The organism is Rhizobacter sp. OV335 (assembly GCF_900142965.1).
Taxonomy (GTDB): domain Bacteria; phylum Pseudomonadota; class Gammaproteobacteria; order Burkholderiales; family Burkholderiaceae_C; genus Rhizobacter.
Genome location: NZ_FRCQ01000019.1, coordinates 15,100 through 33,996, shown reverse-complemented (window position 1 = coordinate 33,996; position 18,897 = coordinate 15,100). Strand labels below are relative to the sequence as shown.

Below are 18,897 nucleotides of genomic sequence, written 5' to 3'. Positions count from 1 at the left end.
GAGGCAAGACGCATGGGCAAGCCGGCGCTGGTCGCCGCCGCGTGCGCGATGGGGGTCGCGCTGATGGTGGCATTGAGCTTCGGGCGCGATGCGCCGGCGGGGGTGCCGGCGCCCTCGCCCGCACCGGTGGCCGCGGCCTCGGTCGCAGCACCGGTCGCGCCTCAGCCGGCGTCATTCAGCGCGAGCGCGGTGCAGGCGCGTCGCGCGCAGCTCGACCTGTGGCAGCAGCGCCTCGCGCGCTCCGAAGACACGCTCGCCAAGTACAAGACGTCGACGCGCTACCCGCACGAGGCGCGCCCGCTGGCCGAGCACCCCGACCAGCTGCGCCCGTTCGATCCGGTCGCCGAGGAGATGCCGCTGCGCACGCCCGGCGGCCAGCCGGCCAAGGGCGTGCATGTGCGCAGCACGCAGGACCGGGTGTTCGCGAGCGGCGCCGAATCGGTGCGCCTGACGGTGCGTGCCGTTGACGACGACGATCGCCCGCTGCCGCTGCTGGTGACACGTGCGGTGGCCTTCGACCTGCCCGATGCACGCCGGCCGTCAGGCCTGCCGCAGGTGCCGGTGACGTTCACCGAAGCGGCGGACGGCAGCCTCGCCGCAGTGCTGCAGCCATCGACACAGGGCTTCGCGGAGTTCGCCGGCACGATCCGCATCCAGGCCTACCTGAACCAGGCGGGCCAGTTGGGCAACGTCAACTTCGACCTGGTCTACAACCCGCTGGTGCCGGCCGAATGGGCCGGCGTGCGCGAGGCGCTGCAGGCGGGGTCGCTCGATTTCTTCTTGAAGGCGAAGGTCGCTCAACCGGGCCGCTATGTCGTCAGCGCGCGCGTCGACGATGCGGCCGGCAAGCCGTTCGCGCTGCTGAGCTTCAACGACGAGGTGGCGGTCGGCGAGCAGGAGTTCAGGCTGCGCCTGTTCGGCAAGCTGGTGCGCGACGGCCAGCCGGCATTCCCGCTGACGTTGCGCGACGTGCAGGGCTTCCTGCTGGTGCCCGACCGCTTTCCGGACCGCGCGATGCTGCCGCGGCAGGCCGGCACCGTGCACACCAGCAAGGCGTATGCGCTCGACAGTTTTTCCGATGCCGAATGGAGCAGCGAGGAACGAAGCCGCTACCTCGCGGAACTCAACAAGGATGTGGATGAGGCGAAGCGGCAGGTCGATGCGCTGAATCGATAGCGCACCGCCCCCTGCCTCTGGTTCAAAGCCAGCGCCAGACGCGGACGAGCCAGGCTGGCACGCGCTGGCCGCGGGGACGATAGTTCTGGCGAAGTTGTGCGTACATGGGTGACCTCCGAGGCGCGAACTGTATCTTCATACAGTACTGTGTGCAAGCACAGCCTCTGCTGCGTCAGCCTTTGTAGCTGCCGCGCACCGCATCGCCGGCCGCCTTGGCGCCGAGCCCGGTCGGGTCCGCGAAGCCGACCGCGGTTTCCGTCAGGCTCGCGCCCATCTCGACGCCGGCCTTCTTCACGTCGCCGCCGATCACCGCGGTGTCGGCCACGTGCAGCGCACCGCCGATCGCCTTGGTGCCGAGTTCGGCCAGCGCCGAGAACACCTTGCCCAGGCCCGGAATCTTGCCGATCGTGTTCTTGATCAGGTCGCCGATGAAGTTGAAGGCCTTCGACAGGCCGTCGAGGATCTTGTGGCCGATGTACTCGGCGTTGTCCATGTTCGTGCCGTTCTTCTTCACGTGGCCGTCGTTGGTCTGGTCGAGCCGCTGGTCGGCCTTCAGGTGCCCGTAGCCGTACTTGCCGAAGTCCTGCAGCAGGCCGGCCTCGGTGCCGTGGCGCGCGTCGCCGTCCTTCGTGAAGCCTTCGATCTTGCCGTTCGTCCTCACCTCCTTGTCGCGCACGTCGCCATCGCGGTCCTTCGCGCCCTTGACCCAGTCGACGACGTTGGACGCGCGCTGCGCCGAGTCGGCACGCTCCTGCGGGCTCTTCGACGGATCGTCCCAGTCGCCGCACTGCTTCTTCAGGTTGTCCTTCACGCCGCTCTGGTTGCCCAGGTTCTTCAGCGTCGGGTTGCCGTCGACGATGCTTTGCGCCGAAGCCCCCGGGGCCGCCTTGTCGTTGGCCGACGGCATCACCGGGCCGCTCTGGGCAGCCGGCGCACCTTGCTGCGCGGCGGCGCACTGGCCGCCCTGCGGTGCCGCCAGTGCCTGCTGCGGCTGCGATTGCGGCATCTGCGGCAGCGTCATCATCGCCGACAGCGATGAGGACGACATGCCGGGGTCGCCCGCCTCGTCATCGTTGCCGATCGAAAGCTTGGGGAGCTGCAGGCCGCCCATCACCTGGTCGATAAAGGCACCCTGCTGCTGGCCGCCATGCAGGGCCAGGCCCTGCTGCCCCGCCACGCCCGGCAGGCCCTGGCTCTGCAGGCCACCGTTGGCCGGTGCGAAGTGCGCCCCGGCCTGAAGAAGTTGGGTGAATGGAATCTTCATGATCGAGACGCTTTCGACGCATCACCGCAGGCACGCTGCGACGCAGCGATGGAAACCCGGTGAACGGTCCGTACCTTAGGGGCAGCGTTGCGAGCCCTGCAGCAGGCGATGCGAAGCCGCAACCGGGATCGCGAAAAGCCCTGCCCGCCACACGACGACACCTGCACCGCGAGGCCCGCTGCCTATCATCGACCGCATGAGCACAACGCATGAACTCGCCGGGCAACCGGCACCCGTCTCGGTGCTGATCGACGTCGGCCGGCTGCTCGCCGCGTATGTCGACGATCGGCCCGATCCCTCGGTGCCGGCGCAGCGCGTCGCGTTCGGCACCTCCGGCCACCGCGGCTCGTCGCTCGACCGCTCGTTCAACGAATGGCATGTGCTCGCGATCGCGCAAGGCATCTGCGATCACCGGCGCCAGGCCGGCATCGCCGGGCCGCTGTTCCTCGGCGTCGACACGCACGCGTTGTCGACGCCGGCTGCGGCCACCGCGCTCGAAGTGCTGGCGGCCAACGGCGTCACGGTGATGCTGGCCGAGGGCGACGAATTCACGCCGACGCCGGCGGTGTCGCACGCGATCCTGGTGCACAACCGCGGGCGCGCCGCGTCCCGCCAGGGGCTGGCCGACGGCATCGTGATGACACCCTCGCACAACCCGCCGCGCGACGGCGGCTTCAAGTACAACCCGTCGAACGGCGGCCCGGCCGATGAAACCGTCACCGGCTGGATCCAGGCCGCGGCGAACCGCCACCTCGAGACCGCGCTGAAAGACGTGAAGCGCATGCCGGCACCGCGCGCGCTGCAGGCCGACACCACGCGCCGCCACGACTTCCTCCACAGCTATGTCGGCGAACTCGGCCAGGTGGTCGACCTCGACGCGATCCGCGCCGCCGGCGTGCGCATGGGCGTCGACCCGCTGGGTGGGGCCGGCGTGCACTACTGGCGTGCCATCGCCGAGCAGCATCGCCTCGACCTGACCGTCGTCAGCGAAGAGGTCGACCCGACCTTCCGCTTCATGTCGCTCGATTGGGACGGCCAGATCCGCATGGACCCGTCGTCGCCGTACGCGATGCACCGGCTGGTCGCGCTGAAGAGCCGCTTCGACGTCGCGTTCTCGTGCGACACCGACCACGACCGCCACGGCATCGTGACGCCGCACGCCGGCCTGCTGCCGCCGAACGACTACCTGTCGCTGATGATCGATCACCTGTTCCGGCACCGGCCGGGGTGGGCGAGCGAGACCGGCATCGCGAAGACCGTCGTCACGACGCAACTGATCGAGCGCATCGCCGCGCGCCTCGGCCGCCCGCTGTTCGATGCACCGGTCGGCTTCAAGTGGTTCGCCGACGGGCTGCTGAAAGGCAGCCTCGGCTTCGCCGGTGAAGAGAGCGCCGGCGCGAGCTTCCTGCGCCGCGACGGCAGCGCGTGGAGCACCGACAAGGACGGCATCGCCGCCGCGCTGCTGTCGGCCGAGATCACCGCGACGCAGCGGCGCGACCTGGGTGCCGTCTACGACGAACTGGCCGGCGCACTCGGCCGGCCGGTCGCGGGCCGGGTGTCGGCGGCCGCGACGGCGGCGCAGAAGAAGCAGCTCGCGGCGCTGTCGCCGCAGCAGATCCGCTCGACCGAGCTGGCCGGTGACCCGGTCGTGCAGGTGCTGAGCCACGCGCCGGGCAACGGCGCGGCGATCGGCGGCATCAAGGTGGTCACCGCCAACGGCTGGTTCGCGGCGCGGCCATCGGGCACCGAGGACATCTACAAGATCTACGCCGAGAGCTTCCGCGACGCGGCGCACCTGCAGCGCCTGCTCGACGAAGCGCAGCGGGTGGTGGACGCCGCGCTCGCGGGCTGATGCGCGACGCGGCCGGCGCGGCTCAGCCGCGCGGCTTGCCGTGCCAGAACGGCTCGGCCTGGCCGGCGCGCTTCAGCGCCTTGCGCGCCGCGCGGGCCGAACGCGCCTGCTGCGCGGCCAGCCAGCCGACCGCGAACCAGGCTTCAGACTCGGTCGCGGCGCGCTCGCGGTACGCCGCCAGCGCCACCGCGAGGTCGTTGTGCTTGCCCAGTGCGTCCTGCGCTGGCGCCAGCGCGTCGAAGAAGCGCGCGACCGGCTTGTCGCGGTACAGCGGCGCGATGAACTCGGCCAGGTAGCGCAGCCGCTTCAGTTCCTTGCGCACCGCGTGCTGGTCGTCCACAGAGGCATCGACGAACCCGCGTGAATGGTCGATCAGGCGGTGCAACAGCGCATCGAGTCGGTCGCCGAGGGCGGCCACGGCCGGGCCTTCGTGCGCGCCACCGCTGACCGCCGACGCTTCCATCGCATAGGCCTGTACGGCCAGCAGCACCTGCTGCACCTCCGCGTGCTGCACGCGCGCATCGAGCGGCTCGGCGCCTGCCGGCAAGCGGGGCCGCGTCAGCGGCGGCGCGCCTGCCGCCACCAGCGCGTCGGCCGTCTCGTCCTCCAGGATCTGCTGGTCGCGGTCGGCACCGAGCACACGGAACAGCTCGGCGATCGGCGACTCCCAGCCGGGGTCGAGCCCGCAGTCGAGCGGCGCCATCTCGCGCAGCACGACGCGCAGGCGCCGCAGGCCGATGCGCAGCTGATGCACATGCTCCGGCTGGCGGCTGCCGGCGGCGACCGCGCTGGCATTGCGCAGCACCTGCGCCAGGCAGGAACCGATCGCCGCGCGTGCGAGCGCCGGCCCGTCGGCATCCGCAGCCAGCTGCGGCGGCTTGGCGCGTGCCGCCGCCGGGTGGCTTTGCCCGCGCGACAGCAAGGTGCCGCGCTCGGCCTTCGAGACGATGTCGAGCCACAGGCCGTGTTCGGTCACCCAATCAGAGGCCAGCGCGAACAGGCTGTGCAGCGGGCCGGCCTTCCATTCGAACTCGATCTCGCGCAGCGGGAGCCTCGCGGTGCCGGCGACGACCTGCCCGGTGTCGAGCGCCGCCTCGATCTCGGCACCGCCCGGCAGCGTGAAGACGCGCACGATGCGGTCGACCTCGGTGCGGAACACCTCGTGCAAGACCGCGTCGCCGAGCACGTCGACCAGCCGCTGGTGGGCCGGCGAGCCGCGGTGGCGGTCGATGTCGAGCGCCGGTGCACCGTTGCGCGCGGCGTCGGCCAGCAGCTCCGCGTTGTGCTCAAGCCGCGACACGCCGTGCGCGCCGCTGGCCTTCAGCGTCTGCACCCATTGCGTGCCCTCGAGCCGCAGGCGCAACGCGATCTCATGGCCGGCCAGCAGCCCGTCGGCGGTGTCGAAATAATGCGCCTGCATCCGCACGGCCTCGGTGCGGCCCTGCAGGAAGCGCTGTCGCAAGTGCGTGAATCGGGACTCTGGAATCTGGAACTTCAGCTCGATCTCATGCATGGGGAATCAGGGTTTTGCTCGGGTCAGGCGCGCGCGCCAGCGGTCCCAACCGGTGTGCCAGCGCGCGCGAAGCGTCGGCAGATCATCGCCCGGCGGATCGGTGTCGGACGAGGCGACCTCGTCGCCCCGGTCTTGCGCCGCGCGCCGCACGAACTGCGGGTCCATCATCAATGCGCCGATCGACATCAGGCCGAGTCGTTCGCGAAGACGTCTTGTCTCCATGATGCGCTCCATTCACCGGACCTCGGGCCGCTCCGGTATGGCGCCGCGTCAAGGTCTGGTATAAACGGTATATATCGTATAAACCATTGAAGTCAAGCCGATGACCACATCACCGACCCCACGCAAGACCGCCGCCAAGACCACCACGAAGACCGCTGCCGCTCCGGCAAGGAAGACCCCGGTCGCAGCCAAGAAGGTTGCTGCCAAGAAAGCCGCTCCGACGAAGGCCACGGCCCCCACCGCGACGCCGGTCGCCGAGAAGCCCAAGCACAAGCTGGTGCGCGACAGCTTCACGATCCCGAAGTCGGAATACCAACTGCTCGACGCGCTGAAGCTGCGCGCGGCCGCGCTGAAGCGCCCGACCAAGAAGAGCGAGATCCTGCGCGCCGGCATCGCGGCGCTGAACGCGATGGCCGACAAGGCGCTGCTGGCCGCGCTGAACAGCGTGCCCAGCCTGAAGACCGGCCGCCCGAAGGCGGACGACGGCGCAGCGAACGACTGACGAGCGTCAGATCGCCAGCTCGCCCCAGGCCGTCGCGACACGACGGAACCGGCCCTGGTCGTCGAGTGCATCGGCATCGACCAGCTCGGCCGTGCCTTCCATCACGACGCCCTGGAAGTCATGCTCGATCACCGAGCGCGGCGCCTTGAACGTGGACGGGAGTTGCTGGCCCGACTCGAGGTCGAACAGCGAAAACCCATAGACGGTGACCAGCTTGTCGACTTCCATCTCGGCTCCTTGGTGCGATGCAGCAACAAAAATTATAGGAAGCCGGCCGGCCGCGCCAATCAGCCAATCCACCCCAGCGGGTCGGGATTGGCTTGCGTCAGACCGACTTCAGGGGTTCACATCCGCGCCGAGCGGGCAGCTGCCGCCGCTCGCCGGCGCGTTGACCCGAACCACCCGCGGCTTGCCCAGCGCTGGTGCCGCAGGGTCATAGGCCGCGTTCGGTGCCTTGAAGGCCGCGAGGTAGGCCGTCAGCGCATCGATGTCCTGCGCGCCGCCCAGCAGTGACGTGCCCTGCTGGAAGGTCGAAAAGCCGTCGCCGCCGGTCGCCATGAAGTTGTTGATCGTCACGCGCCAGGTCTTCTGCGGGGTCAGCACCATGCCGGCCGCATCCACCAGCGTCTCGGTGCCGGCCGCGGTCGTCAGCGTCAGGCTGCGCACGCGCGCGTTGCAGGCGGCGCTGCCGTCCCAGGTGTAGCGCAGCCCGGCGCTCGGCACCATCAGCCGCGTCGCGGTCGTGAGCTGGCCGCGGCAGCCGGCGAACTGCTGCTCGAGCACGTCCTTCACGTTCTGCGTGCTCAGCGTCAGCGTCACCAGGCTGTTGCCGAACGGCTGCACCGTGAAGGCTTCGCCGTAGGTGATGTTGCCGTCGCCCTCGCCGACCGCGCTCGACGTGAAGTTGAAGCCCGGGCTGCGCACGCCGCCGCGGTTCATCAGCGCGAACTGGGCGCCGCCGAAGGCCGGTGCCGCGGTGGCCGCGAGCTGCGCATCGGCGATCAGCTCGCCGGCCGGCGTGTTGCAGGCCGCGTCGGCCGTCACCGGCAGCGCCTGCGTGATGCTGCCGATCACCTGGTTGGCGATCGGCGCGACCAGCGCGTCGTAGGCCGACACCAGCGCCGCCACCGCCGCATTCGGCGTGGTCGCCGGATCGCTGCGGTCGACGACGCGGTTGGTCGCGCTGACCGACATCACGTCGCCATTGCTCGGATTGATCGTCAGGTCGATGTCGCTGACGACCCGCCCGAACGCGCCCGCCTGCGTCACCGGCACCAGGCGCCCGGTCGCGTTCGGCAGCTGGCAGTTGTAGGCGGTGTGGGTGTGGCCGCTGACCACCAGGTCGACCGCGTTGTCGAGGTGGCGCACCACGTCGGCGATGGCCGAACCGGCCAGGCCGCCGGCGCAGCCGTTGATCTCGTTGCTGCCGACCTGCGAGCCGCCCTGGTGCACCAGCACGACGATCGCCTCGACGCCGAGCGCGCGCAGCCGCGGCACCAGTGCGTTGACGGTGTCGGCCTCGTTGCGGAACTCCAGGCCCGCGACGCCGCTGGGCGTCACGATGGTCGGCGTGTCGCGCAGCGTCATGCCGATGAAGGCGACGCGCACGCCGTCGAAGCTCTTGATGCCGTAGGCCGGCAGCAGCGTCTTGCCGGTCGCGCTGACGTAGACGTTGGCGGACAGCCACTTGAACTTCGCGCCCTCGAACGGCACCGGCGTGCCGACCTGCGCGCCGCGGCAGCTGTTGGGGTCGGCCGCGCCGCCTGGCAGCGTCGCGCAGCCGCCGCGCTGCAGGCGCAGCAGGTCGGGCGAGCCGTGGTCGAACTCGTGGTTGCCGACCGCGTTGAACTCCAGGCCGATGCGGTTCATCGCCTCGACCGTGGGCTCGTCGTGGAACAGCGCCGACACCAGCGGCGAGGCGCCGACGATGTCACCGGCACCGACCACCGCGTTCAGCGGGTTCTGCGCCTTCAGCCGCGTGACGAAGCCGGCCAGCATGTCGGCGCCGCCCGCGGGCACCAGGCCGGCGCCGCTGGACGAACTTTGCGTGGCCGGGCTGAAGTTGCCCGGCGACTGCAGGTTGCCGTGGAAATCGTTGAAACCGATGATCTTGACGTGGACGGGCGCCGTGCCCTGGGTCGCGGTGACGGGCGCGCAGGCGCACAGCGCCACGGCGGCCGTCGCGGCCAGCTGACGAACGGTGAACATGGGGATCCTTTCGATGCGATCGATGCGGTGTGCAGAAAGAGCCGCTTCAGGCGGCCGGGTTCGAGCGGCGGCGCGCGGCGATGCCGACCGCGGCCAGTCCGGCGAGCATCAGCGCCCACGCGGCCGGCTCGGGCACCGGTGACAGCATCACCGCGCCGACGGTCGCGTTCAGCGGCGTGCCGTCCAGCCCCACGCTGTGCAGCAGCGAACCGGTGACGGTGTAGTCGCCGGGCGTGCTCAGCAGCCACGCACCATGGCTGTAGGCCGGGTTGGCCCAGGCCGCATCGAAGTTCAGGCCGACGTTCGGCGAAGCACCGACGCTGCCGGCCGGCACGTCGCTGGTCGACCAGTCCTGGCCGTTCACCCGCACGTTGAAGCTGTCGCCGGCGTAGCCCGCATCGACCACGCGCAGCCAGGTCGGCGCCGTGATCGCGAAACTGAACGACAGCAGCGAACCGTCGCTGATATCGATCCATTCGAGGCCGGACGATGCAGCGCTCTGCTCGTCGACATCGAAGGCCACCCACTGGCCGAGGCCGGGCTGCACGGTGGTGGCCTGCGCCGCGCCGGCGGCGGCCAGCAGGCCGGCCGCGACAGCCGCCGCAGCCTTGCATCGGAATCGATCGAATTGCTTGGTGTTGTTCATGAGCCTCCTTGGAACGGCATCCACGCGATGCCGCGGTATCAACTGTCGCGGCCCTTGCTGACGGCTGTCCATCCCATGATCTCGACAGGGTTGATCAGATCGGACGCGTGACCTCGGCCAGCGCCGCCGGCAGCGCGGCCTTCATCGCCTCGACGAAACGCCGCAGCCGCGCCGGATGGAAGCGCGACGGCGGGTAGATCAGGTGCACCGGCAGCGCCGCCGCGCGCCACTGCGGTGCAAGATGCACCAGCCGCCCGGCCGCGATCTCGTCGGCGAGCATCCAGGTCGACATCAGCCCGATGCCGATGCCGCGCACCGCGGCACTGCGCAATGCATAGAAGCTGTCGGTGGTGAGGCGCGGGCGGAAGCCGACGCGGTGCGCCTCGCCGCTGTCGACATGGCTCAGCAGCACCTCGGTGCGGTAGAAGTTGCGTGCACTCAACCAGGGCAGCGCGGCGAGATCGCGCGCATGCACCGGCATGGCGCGGCCGGCCATCAGCGAGGGCGCGGCCACCACGATGCGCGGCACCTCCGACAGCTTGATCGCGACCACCGACGGGTCGGTCACCTCGCCGACCTGGATCGCGCAGTCGATGCCCTCACCGACGAAATCCGGCGTGCTGTCCTGCGTCCGGTCCTGCGTGCTGTCGTGCAGCAGCCACTCGACGGTGACGCGCGGATGAGCGCGCATGTAGTCGGACAGCGGCCCGACCAGCAGCTGCTGGCCGAAGGCATGCGGTGCGATGACCCGCAGCAGGCCCTCAGGCTCGTCGTCGGCGCCGCGCAACTCGGACTCGAAGGCCTTCCAGCTCGCGATCAGCTCCTTCGCGCCTTCGTAGCAGCGCTCGCCGTCGGCGGTCAGCGTCATCGCATGGGTCGAACGCTGCAGCAGCCGCAGTCCGAGCGAGCGCTCGAGCGCCTGCAGCCGCCGGCTCACCGTCGGCTGGGTCGCGCCCATCTGCAGCGCCGCGGCCGACAGGCTGCCGGCCTCGACGATGCGCACGAAGGTTTCCATCAGCTCGATGCGATCGGCCGGCGCGGTGGCGTGGGAGGTGGACGTGCTCATGCGCCCAGCGTATAGCAATTCTGCGAGCCGCCGGGCTACCCAGGCGCCGCTGTCCTGGAGACACTCCAGCCCTTCGTTCCAGAACTCAGGGTTTACGCGAGATGTCCACCATTCATTCAACGCATGCCACGCCGATCGCCTTGACGCCGTCCGGCAACGTCCCGCTGCCAATGGTGCTGCTGCTGGCCACCGGCACCGGGCTCGGCGTGGCCTCGCTCTACTACAGCCAACCGATGCTGGGCGTGCTGGGCGCCGAGATCGGCGGAAGTGGCCAGGCGATCGGCTTCGTGCCGACGATGACGCAGCTCGGCTACGCGCTCGGCATCCTGTTCCTCGCACCGCTCGGCGACCGCTACGACCGGCGCCGCATCATCCTCGCGAAGGCGGCCGCGCTGTGCATCGCGCTCCTGCTGGCCGGCGCATCGCCGTCGGTCGGCATGCTGCTGGTCGCGAGCCTCGCGATCGGGCTGGCCGCGACGATGGCGCAGGACATCGTGCCGGCCGCCGCGACGCTCGCGCCCGATGCGCACCGCGGCAAGGTGGTCGGCAGCGTGATGACCGGGCTGCTGCTCGGCATCCTGTTGTCGCGCGTGGTCAGCGGCTTCGTCGCCGAGCACTTCGGCTGGCGCACGATGTTCATCGCGGCTGCCGCGGCGATCGCGCTGCTCGGCATCGCGCTGTGGCGCGGCCTGCCGCGGCTGAAGCCGACCACCCACCTCGCCTACCGCGCGCTGCTCGGTTCGCTCGGCAAGCTGTGGCTGAAGCACGGCGCGCTGCGCCGCGCGGCGTTGGCGCAAGGGCTGCTGTCGGTCGGCTTCAGCGCGTTCTGGTCGACGCTCGCGGTGATGCTGCACGGCGAGCCCTTCCACCTCGGCAGCTCGGCGGCCGGTGCGTTCGGCCTGGCCGGCGCGGCCGGTGCGCTGGCCGCGCCGCTGGCCGGCCGCATGGCCGACCGGCGCGGGCCGGAGCTCGTGACCCGCGTCGGCGCGGGCCTGGTGCTGGTGTCGTTCGCGGTGATGGGGCTGATGCCGTTCGTGCCGCCGCAGGCCCAGCTCGGGCTGCTGGTCGCGAGCGCGGTCGGCTTCGACCTCGGCATCCAGGTCGCGCTGATCGCGCACCAGACCATCGTCTACGGCATCGACCCCGGCGCGCGCAGCCGCCTGAACGCGGTGCTGTTCACGACGGTGTTCATCGGCATGGCGACCGGCTCGGCGCTCGGCAGCGTGGCGCTCGCGCACTGGGGCTGGATGGCGGTGACGGCGCTGTCGGCGGGTGCCGCAGCGCTCGCCCTCCTCGTTCGTGTCTGGCGCTGAACCCTCTTACCGATCCCGGTTGCGGAACGCCAGCCAGCCCGCCACCGCGGTGAACACCACGACCATCAGCACCACCACCAGGAACCCGTGCTTGTGCTCGCCGAACGGGATGCCGCCGACGTTCATGCCGAAGAAGCCGGTCGTGATGTTGATCGGCAGCGCGAGCACCGTGACCATCGTCAACGTGAACAGGCTGCGGTTGGTCTGCTCGCCGACTCCGCGGCGATCTCTTCCTGCAGCAGCTTGATGCGCTCCTGCAGCGCCGCGAGGTCGCGGATCACCAGCGAGAACTCCTCGGTGGCCTGGCGCAATTCCTCCAGGTCGTTGGCCACGACCCATGGCGGCGGCTGGCGCAGCAGCCGGAACAGCGCCCCGGGTTCCGGCGCCAGCAGGCGCTGCAGCCGCACCAGCACGCGGCGCAGCTGGCCGAGCTCGGCGCGGCGACGGTCGAGCCGGCCGCGCAACAGGCTGTCCTCGATGCTGTCGACCTTCAGCGTCGCCTCGCGCACGATGCGCACCAGCACGTCGCCCTGGTCCTTGAGCAGGTGGTTCAGCAAGTCGACCGACGAGCTGAAGCGCCCGCCCTGCTTCACCGCCTCGCGCAGCCGGTCGATCGAACGCAACGGATGCGCCCGCGCGCTGACGGCGAGCCGCGCGTCGACGCTCATCCACAGCGTCGCGATCTCGGACGGGTCGAACGCGAACTCGTAGGCCACGTCGTTGACGACGGCGATCAGGTTGTCCTGCGCGTCCTCGATGCGCGTCGAGCGCGAGCCCTGCTGCAGCGCCTCGAAGAATTCCGGCACGAGCGGCAGGTTGGCCTGCATCCAGGCCTGCGAGGTGGCCGCCGTGAGGTCGAAATGCAGCCAGATGAAAGCATCGCCGGCCGGCTGCTTCAGCCATTCGACGGCCTGGGCGAGGTCGATCGGCTCGCCGCATTCGGTCGGCGAGAAGCGGTAGCCGCAGAGCAGGCCGTTCTGCTGGGCTCCGTAAGTGATCGGCATGGCGCTCCTCCTGTGACGGGCAACCTGCGATGAGAACACGGCTTGATGACACGCCGCCTTTGCAAGCGGGTGTAAGAGCAGAAAAGATGAAACGCCGTGAATGCGCTTTCACGGAACTTCGCGGATCATCGCGGCGCCGCAACCCGAACCCACCGAAGCATGAAGCGCCTGCCCCTGTCCACGACGACCCACCTGGCCTTGCTGTTCACCGCCGTCGCGCTGGCCGCCTGCGGTGGCAAGGACGACGGGGACACGCCGGCCGGTTCGCCGCCGGCATCGACGCCTTCACCGGCACCGGCACCGGCTCCCGCGCCAGCGCCTGCTCCCGCACCGGCACCATCGCCCGCACCGGCGCCTGCACCTGCTCCCTCTCCGGCCCCTGCACCAGCGCCGGCACCCTCGCCCGCTCCAGCCCCGGCCCCTGCGCCCGAGCCGACCCCCACGCTCGCCAGCGTCGAGCTCGCGCAGACCCACGTCATCCCGGCCACCGGCCGCAGCATGCAGTCGCCCAACGACGTGAAGAACAAGGTCACCAAGCGCCTGCTGCTGGTGGCCGACCGCGCCGCATTGCTGATGGTGCAGCCGTCTGCCACGGTGAGTTCGCTGGTGGTGCGCGCGAAGCTCGCCGACGGCCGCACGCTCGGCCCGCTGACGATGAACGGGCCCGCCAAGCTGCCCGCGACCGATGGCGGCCGCCCCGCCTACTCCAGCGTCAAGTACAGCGCACTGCTGCCGCGCGAGTGGATCCAGATCGGCAGCACGCTCGAGGTCGGCCAAGGCGATTTCTCGTCGCCGCGCAGCATCGCGCTGAGCGTCACGCCGGCCACCACGCTGACGCACGTCACGATTCCCGTCTACCTGTTCGGCGCGCGCGCCGCGCAATCGGTGGTGCCCGACTGGGCCCTGTCGTCGGCATCGACCAACGGCTACACGCTCGACCAGGAGTACCAGCAGAAGCTGCCGATCGCGAAGCTCGCGCAGCTGACGACCGGCGCCGTCACGATCGACCAGCTCGCCGTCGGGCCGCGCAACGACGACCAGTTCTGCTACCCGGCGATGAGCTTCGGCTCGTGGGCCGATTTCAAGGCGGCCGGCGGCGACACCAACGCCCGCATCTACCGCCTGCTCGCCGACATGCGCGGCACCAGCGCGAACCGCGACGGCTCGTTCGCGGCCGGCTTCTACGGTTTCGTGCAGACGGTCGACGGCGGCCGGCAGGTGGCCGCGTCGACCGGCGGCGGGCTGGGCGGCGGCGGTGTCGGCACCTCGGGCGGCGACTACCGGCCCGACCAGGTCTACTCGGCCATCTTCAACCACGAGATGGGCCACGCCTACGGCCTGCCGCATGCCGACGCCGCGGCCGACGCCGGCGACTACCCGTACCCGATGGGCACCAAGAGCGGCTCGACCTGGGGCTACGACGCGCTGAAGAACCAGCTGCTGACGACGCTCGAGTACAGCGGCCAGTCGTGCGACGGCCGCACCGTCGACGGCACCTGCTTCCAGCGCACGCCGATGTCCGGCGGCGACGACGACCGCGACGGCAAGACCTACCGCTGGAATGCGTTCTCCGACTACCAGGCGGCGCAGATGCAGGAGGGCTTCCTCGACAAGGTGTTCCGCGACGACAGCTACGACGGCGGCTACAAGCGCTGGAACCGCGGCACCGGCGCGTTCGAGAAACTCTCCGACAGCGACCGCGCCCGCATCGGCACCGACGTCGTGAAGACCGGGCAATCGGTGCAGACGGTGATCGGCACGGTGTCGCACTTCAACCTGTCGCCGACCGCCAGCGGCATGGTCGTGACGCCGGCCTGGACCGGCAACCTGCCGAAGCAGCTCGACCCGACCGTGCAGGCCGACATGGACCTGACGCTCGGCAACGCGCCCGGCGCCTGGGGCGGCTACTACTGCGTCTACAACGGCTGCGACTACACGCTGGTGGCGACGTACGCCGACGGCACGGTGTTGCGCAACCTGCTGTCGATGGGCTACCACCTGACCGACGGCGACGTGCGCCCGAGCACGAAGGACGTGCTGAACGGCGACAACTTCTCGAGCTACGCCGTCAACCTGCCGACCGGGCACGGCGGGCTGGCGAAGCTGCAGCTGTTCAACACGCCGTTCGGCTCGAAGTGGCAGGCCCGCTTGACCGCGATCCGCAGCACCGACCTGGGCACCACCGGCTACCCGCTGGTCAACGAATGGACGCCGGCCGCGGGCTTCGGCGGCGGCCCGGGTGCACCGGGCATCACGCAATTCGATGCGGCGGCTTGCAAGGCGGGTGCGGTGGTCAAGCGGCCAACGCGCTGACACAAGCCGGCACGGAGATCGGGGCACACTGCGGACCTTGCCGCTTCCAGGAGGTCTTGCGATGCACCGATCCCTCACGTCAATTGCGCTGGCCCTGCTGGCGCTGGCCACCGGCCCGGCCGCGGCCGACACGCTGAAGGTGCTGACCAGCGGCGCCTTCAAGCAGGTCGTCATCGCGGTGGTGCCGGCCTTCGAGGCGCGCACCGGCCACAAGGTGGAAGTGGCGAACGACACCGCCGGCGCGCTGGCCAAGCGCGTGGCCGGTGGCGAGGCCTTCGACGTGCTGGTGCTGACGCCGGCGGCGCTGCAGCCGCTCGCGAAGGACGGCAAGGTGCTGCCCGACAGCATCGTGCCGCTCGCCAAGGTGGGGATCGGCGTCGCGGTGAAGGCCGGTGCGCCGAAGCCGGCGATCGGCACCGTCGAGGAGTTCAGGCACGCGCTGATCGACGTGCGCAAGATCGCCTACATCGACCCCGCGTCCGGCGGCACCAGCGGCATCTACCTCGATGGCCTCTTCGAGAAGCTCGGCGTCGCGCAGGTGGTGCGGCCGAAGGCGGTGCTGGTGGCCGGCGGGCTGTCGGCCGAGAAGCTGGTCAGCGGCGAGGCCGACCTGGCGATCCAGCAGGTCAGCGAGATCCTGCCGGTGGCCGGCGTCGACCTGGTCGGGATGCTGCCGCCGGAGATCCAGAACTACACGACCTATGCCGGCGCGCTCGGCACGGCCAGCACGCACCGGACGGCCGCCGCCGAATTCCTGAAGACCCTCTCGAGCGACGAAGGCCGGCAGGCGCTGCGCAGCAAGGGCTTGTTGCCGCCCTGATCAGGGCGTGTTTTTCAGTGTGTGGTGCCGGCAGCCAACCGGATGTCGCGCTCGACGCCCAGCGCCGTCAACGCCATCACCCGCACCGCCTGCACCACCGCATCGAGCGCGAGGCTCGGCGCGCCCGCATGGCGCGTCGCCATCGCCGGCAGCCAGGGCACGTGGATGAAGCCGCCGCGCAGCGCGGGGCGCTCGCTCGCGAGGTAGTGCGCCAGCGCGTAGAACACCGCGTTGCACACATAGGTGCCGGCCGTCGACGAGATCGACGCCGGGATGCCGTCGTCGTGCAGCGCACGCAGCATCGCCTTGATCGGCAGCGTCGAGAAGTACGCGGCCGGACCGCCCTCCACCACCGGCTCGTCGACCGGCTGCCGGCCGGCGTTGTCGGGGATGCGCGCATCGACGATGTTGATCGCCACGCGCTCGATCGAGACATCGGTGCGCCCGCCGGCCAGGCCCAGGCACAGCACCAGCGCCGGGTTCAGTTCCTCGATCGCGTCGATCAGCGCCGGCCCGGCATCATCGACCACGCACGGCAGCCGTCGCGCCGCGAACACCGCATGGCCGAGGCGTTCGCCGTCGAGCGCGCGGGCCGCCTCCCATGACGGGTTGAGGGTTTCGCCGCCGAACGGCTCGAAGCCGGTGACGAGGACGGTCTGCGCGGGAGGTGTCGGTCGGGTCATGCGACATCCTACCTACCCAGCCCATTCCACCAGCGAGATGCGCCGTCATCCGGGTTCGATTCCACCGACCGCCGGGCGAGCCGCGGCCGGAGACTGTCGGCATCCCACCATGCCGCTCGACGACCTGCTCATCCACGCCACCGGCCTCGCCGCGCTGGCCATGAACGCCTTCGCGATGCTGCGCCGCTGCGAGAAATCGCTGCGCCTGCAGTCCGGTTTCGCCGGCCTGCTGTGGGCGCTCAACAACGTGCTGATCGGGGCCCACACCGCGGCGGCGCTGAACCTGGTCAGCGCCGGCCGCACTGCGACCTCGGCCGCCACGCTGCATCATGGCGCCGGCGCACGCAGCCTCGGCCTGGCCGCCTTCGGTGTCCTGACGGTGGCCACCGGCCTGCTGACCTGGAACGGCTGGGGCACGCTGTTCCTGATCGCCGCCTCGCTGTGGTCCACCTACGCGATGTTCTACATGACCGGGCGCACGCTGCGGTATTCGATGCTCGCGATCTCGGCGCTATGGATGTACCACGCGTGGAGCTACGAGGCCTGGGAGCAGATGGCCGCCAATGTGTTGACCGCCGGCGCGGCACTCTACGGCGCCTGGCGTTTCGACCGCGATCCCGTCGACGACAGCCCCGAAGGCGACCCCGCGCCGCGCTGACCGCCATCATTGGGTAGCATGGCGCCCGCCCCATGACCGCCCCATGACCCCCTCGATTCCCGCCCGGCTCCGCAATCTCACCCGCACCCAGCGCCGCCTCGCCGTGGCCGGCGCGATCTTCCTCGGCTTGGTGCTGCTCGCCGTCATCGCGCTGAACATCGCGACGCGCCAGTTGCAGGCCCAGGTGGCGCTGGCCCTCGGCCCGCGGGCCAGCATCGGCGCGATCCGCCCCGGCTGGACCGGCATCGACGTGCTCGACCTGCGCATCCAGGGGCCAGCCGGCTGGCCGGTGGCCGACGAACTGCGGGCCAGCCGCGTGCGCATCACGCCCGATCCGCGCAGCCTGTTCGGCGGGCCGTGGCGCATCGCGCAGGTGCGCGTCGAAGGCGCCTACCTGGCCGTGCTGCGCACCCGCGACGGCAAGACCCGTGTGCTGCCCTCGCTGCTGGAAAAGCCGCAGGACAAGACGAAGCCCACGACGCCCGCGGCGAAGCCGGATACCCAGGCCAAGCCGCTGCTGGTCATCGGCCGGGTCGCGCTCGACGCCGCGCAGGTGGAGTTCTTCGACAGCTCGGTGCGCCAGCCGGCGCTGCGCCTGACGATCGACCAGGTGGATGCCGACGTCGGCCCGCTGGTGCTGCCGCAGCTCGACAAGCCGCTGCAGGTGACGCTCGACGGCGTGTTCAAGGGCGTGCAGCGCGACGGCCGCATCCGCATCGACGGCGACTACACGGTCGCGTCGCGCGACGCCGACATCCGCGCCCGCTTCAACGATGTCGACCTCGTCACGCTGCAGCCCTACCTGCTGAAGGTGGCCGACAAGGGCATCAAGCGCGGTACGCTCGACCTCGACCTGCGCGCCAACGTCGTGCGCAACCAGTTGAAGGCGCCCGGCCAGCTGACGCTGACCGGCCTCGAGTTCGCGAGCGATGGCGCCCTCTCCACCTTCGCCGGCGTGCCGCGCCAGGCGGTGCTGGCGGCAATGTCGAAGAACGGCAAGATCGACGTGAAGTTCACGCTGGAGGGTCGGCTCGACGACCCGGCCTTCTCGCTGAACGAGAGCCTCGCGACCCGCATCGCTTCCGGCATGGCCGAAAGCCTCGGCGTCAGCCTGTCCGGCATGGTCAAGGGCCTGGGCGGGATGGTCAAAGGCCTGTTCGGTCGCTGAGCTCGCGGCTCAGTTCGTCGATGCGCTGGCGCGCTTCGGCCAGTGCCGCGTCGCGCCGGGCCAGCTCGGCCTGCAGGCGCACCGCCTTGCCGGCGGCCTCGAACGCGGCGGCATCGGCGATCGCGGCCCGCTCCTTCTCGGCCTCCACGTTGGCAACCGCCGCCGCCATCGCCTCGCGCAGGCGCTCGTCGAAGACGCGCTGATCGACGTCGCGCCGCGCTTCGGCCTGCGCCACCTCCCAGAAATGGCGCGCCGCCTGCCGCACCGGCTCGGGCACGTCGGGCGGGACGCCGAAGGCGCCGGGGTCCTTCAGGCGCCCGCCGAGGTGGTGGTACCAATCGTCGAGCAGCGGGCTCACGGTGTTCGGCGAGCCGCGGCCCAGCTGGCGCCGCACGCGCTCGATGGTCGGGCGCTCGCCGGCCAGCAGCAGCGCGTCGCACGCGGCCCAGACGTCCTTCGGTTTGATCCCGGTGGCCATGTTGCGCATCA

At 70.6% G+C, this 18,897-nt stretch carries 17 protein-coding genes and 1 pseudogene; 8 read left to right on the top strand and 10 right to left on the bottom strand.

Annotated elements, in window-relative coordinates; genetic code table 11:
• Nucleotides 1–12: 12 nt before the first annotated feature.
• On the top strand, nucleotides 13–1,176 hold the full coding sequence (locus tag BUE42_RS19295) for a hypothetical protein (RefSeq protein WP_073466926.1): 1,164 nt from the start codon (nucleotides 13–15) through the stop codon (nucleotides 1,174–1,176).
• A 172-nt stretch (nucleotides 1,177–1,348) separates the two neighbouring features.
• Here the strand turns inward: BUE42_RS19295 and BUE42_RS19290 are convergent, their stop codons facing one another.
• Nucleotides 1,349–2,440: an HrpF/NolX family T3SS translocon protein gene (locus tag BUE42_RS19290; protein WP_073466925.1), complete on the bottom strand. Its 1,092-nt coding sequence runs from the start codon at nucleotides 2,438–2,440 to the stop codon at nucleotides 1,349–1,351.
• Nucleotides 2,441–2,636: 196 nt separating this feature from the next.
• Between BUE42_RS19290 and pgm the strand changes: the two genes are divergently transcribed.
• Entirely contained in the window at nucleotides 2,637–4,292 is a 1,656-nt protein-coding gene (pgm, locus tag BUE42_RS19285) for a phosphoglucomutase (alpha-D-glucose-1,6-bisphosphate-dependent) (RefSeq protein WP_073466924.1), read from the top strand.
• 22 nt (nucleotides 4,293–4,314) lie between these two features.
• On the opposite strand, the gene BUE42_RS19280 is transcribed toward pgm, so the two are convergent.
• A complete protein-coding gene (locus BUE42_RS19280; RefSeq protein WP_073466923.1) occupies nucleotides 4,315–5,805 on the bottom strand; it encodes a CYTH and CHAD domain-containing protein in 1,491 nt (496 codons plus the stop codon).
• Nucleotides 5,806–5,811: 6 nt separating this feature from the next.
• Nucleotides 5,812–6,039, bottom strand: coding sequence for a hypothetical protein (locus BUE42_RS19275; RefSeq protein ID WP_143171607.1), 228 nt, complete (start codon nucleotides 6,037–6,039; stop codon nucleotides 5,812–5,814).
• 88 nt (nucleotides 6,040–6,127) lie between these two features.
• Here BUE42_RS19275 and BUE42_RS19270 point away from each other — a divergent pair, with 88 nt between their 5' ends.
• On the top strand, nucleotides 6,128–6,529 hold the full coding sequence (locus tag BUE42_RS19270; protein WP_073466921.1) for a hypothetical protein: 402 nt from the start codon (nucleotides 6,128–6,130) through the stop codon (nucleotides 6,527–6,529).
• Between the two features lie 6 nt (nucleotides 6,530–6,535).
• Here the strand turns inward: BUE42_RS19270 and BUE42_RS19265 are convergent, their stop codons facing one another.
• The 4 genes from BUE42_RS19265 to BUE42_RS19250 all read right to left on the bottom strand — a co-directional run bounded on the left by BUE42_RS19265 (nucleotide 6,536) and on the right by BUE42_RS19250 (nucleotide 10,449).
• Nucleotides 6,536–6,757, bottom strand: a complete 222-nt coding sequence (locus BUE42_RS19265; protein ID WP_073466920.1) for a hypothetical protein — start codon at nucleotides 6,755–6,757, stop codon at nucleotides 6,536–6,538.
• A gap of 108 nt (nucleotides 6,758–6,865) precedes the next feature.
• On the bottom strand, nucleotides 6,866–8,737 hold the full coding sequence (locus BUE42_RS19260) for a bifunctional metallophosphatase/5'-nucleotidase (RefSeq protein WP_073466919.1): 1,872 nt from the start codon (nucleotides 8,735–8,737) through the stop codon (nucleotides 6,866–6,868).
• 46 nt (nucleotides 8,738–8,783) lie between these two features.
• On the bottom strand, nucleotides 8,784–9,383 hold the full coding sequence (locus tag BUE42_RS19255; RefSeq protein WP_073466918.1) for a PEPxxWA-CTERM sorting domain-containing protein: 600 nt from the start codon (nucleotides 9,381–9,383) through the stop codon (nucleotides 8,784–8,786).
• A 94-nt stretch (nucleotides 9,384–9,477) separates the two neighbouring features.
• On the bottom strand, nucleotides 9,478–10,449 hold the full coding sequence (locus BUE42_RS19250) for a LysR family transcriptional regulator (protein ID WP_073466917.1): 972 nt from the start codon (nucleotides 10,447–10,449) through the stop codon (nucleotides 9,478–9,480).
• Nucleotides 10,450–10,550: 101 nt separating this feature from the next.
• Here BUE42_RS19250 and BUE42_RS19245 point away from each other — a divergent pair, with 101 nt between their 5' ends.
• Nucleotides 10,551–11,762 carry an MFS transporter gene (locus BUE42_RS19245; protein WP_073466916.1) on the top strand — a complete coding sequence of 404 codons (1,212 nt, stop codon included), beginning with the start codon at nucleotides 10,551–10,553 and terminating at the stop codon, nucleotides 11,760–11,762.
• A gap of 6 nt (nucleotides 11,763–11,768) precedes the next feature.
• On the opposite strand, the pseudogene BUE42_RS19240 reads toward BUE42_RS19245, so the two are convergent.
• Nucleotides 11,769–12,766: pseudogene (locus BUE42_RS19240) on the bottom strand (transporter).
• A gap of 159 nt (nucleotides 12,767–12,925) precedes the next feature.
• On the opposite strand from BUE42_RS19240, the gene BUE42_RS19230 reads away from it, so the two are divergent.
• Together BUE42_RS19230 and BUE42_RS19225 are read left to right on the top strand one after the other, a co-directional pair.
• Complete coding sequence (locus BUE42_RS19230) at nucleotides 12,926–15,079, top strand: M66 family metalloprotease (protein WP_143171606.1); 2,154 nt, start codon at nucleotides 12,926–12,928, stop codon at nucleotides 15,077–15,079.
• Nucleotides 15,080–15,140: 61 nt separating this feature from the next.
• On the top strand, nucleotides 15,141–15,899 hold the full coding sequence (locus BUE42_RS19225; protein WP_073466914.1) for a substrate-binding domain-containing protein: 759 nt from the start codon (nucleotides 15,141–15,143) through the stop codon (nucleotides 15,897–15,899).
• A 14-nt stretch (nucleotides 15,900–15,913) separates the two neighbouring features.
• Here the strand turns inward: BUE42_RS19225 and pcp are convergent, their stop codons facing one another.
• Nucleotides 15,914–16,582 (bottom strand): pyroglutamyl-peptidase I, encoded by a 669-nt coding sequence (pcp, locus tag BUE42_RS19220; protein ID WP_073466913.1) that lies wholly within the window; start codon nucleotides 16,580–16,582, stop codon nucleotides 15,914–15,916.
• 109 nt (nucleotides 16,583–16,691) lie between these two features.
• Between pcp and BUE42_RS19215 the strand changes: the two genes are divergently transcribed.
• Both BUE42_RS19215 and BUE42_RS19210 read left to right on the top strand, forming a co-directional pair.
• Nucleotides 16,692–17,240, top strand: a complete 549-nt coding sequence (locus tag BUE42_RS19215) for a YgjV family protein (protein ID WP_073466912.1) — start codon at nucleotides 16,692–16,694, stop codon at nucleotides 17,238–17,240.
• 43 nt (nucleotides 17,241–17,283) lie between these two features.
• On the top strand, nucleotides 17,284–18,408 hold the full coding sequence (locus BUE42_RS19210) for a DUF748 domain-containing protein (RefSeq protein ID WP_073466911.1): 1,125 nt from the start codon (nucleotides 17,284–17,286) through the stop codon (nucleotides 18,406–18,408).
• Here the strand turns inward: BUE42_RS19210 and BUE42_RS19205 are convergent.
• On the bottom strand, nucleotides 18,386–18,886 hold the full coding sequence (locus BUE42_RS19205) for a DNA-binding protein (RefSeq protein WP_143171605.1): 501 nt from the start codon (nucleotides 18,884–18,886) through the stop codon (nucleotides 18,386–18,388). The genes BUE42_RS19210 and BUE42_RS19205 overlap by 23 nt on opposite strands.
• Nucleotides 18,887–18,897: the final 11 nt, after the last annotated feature.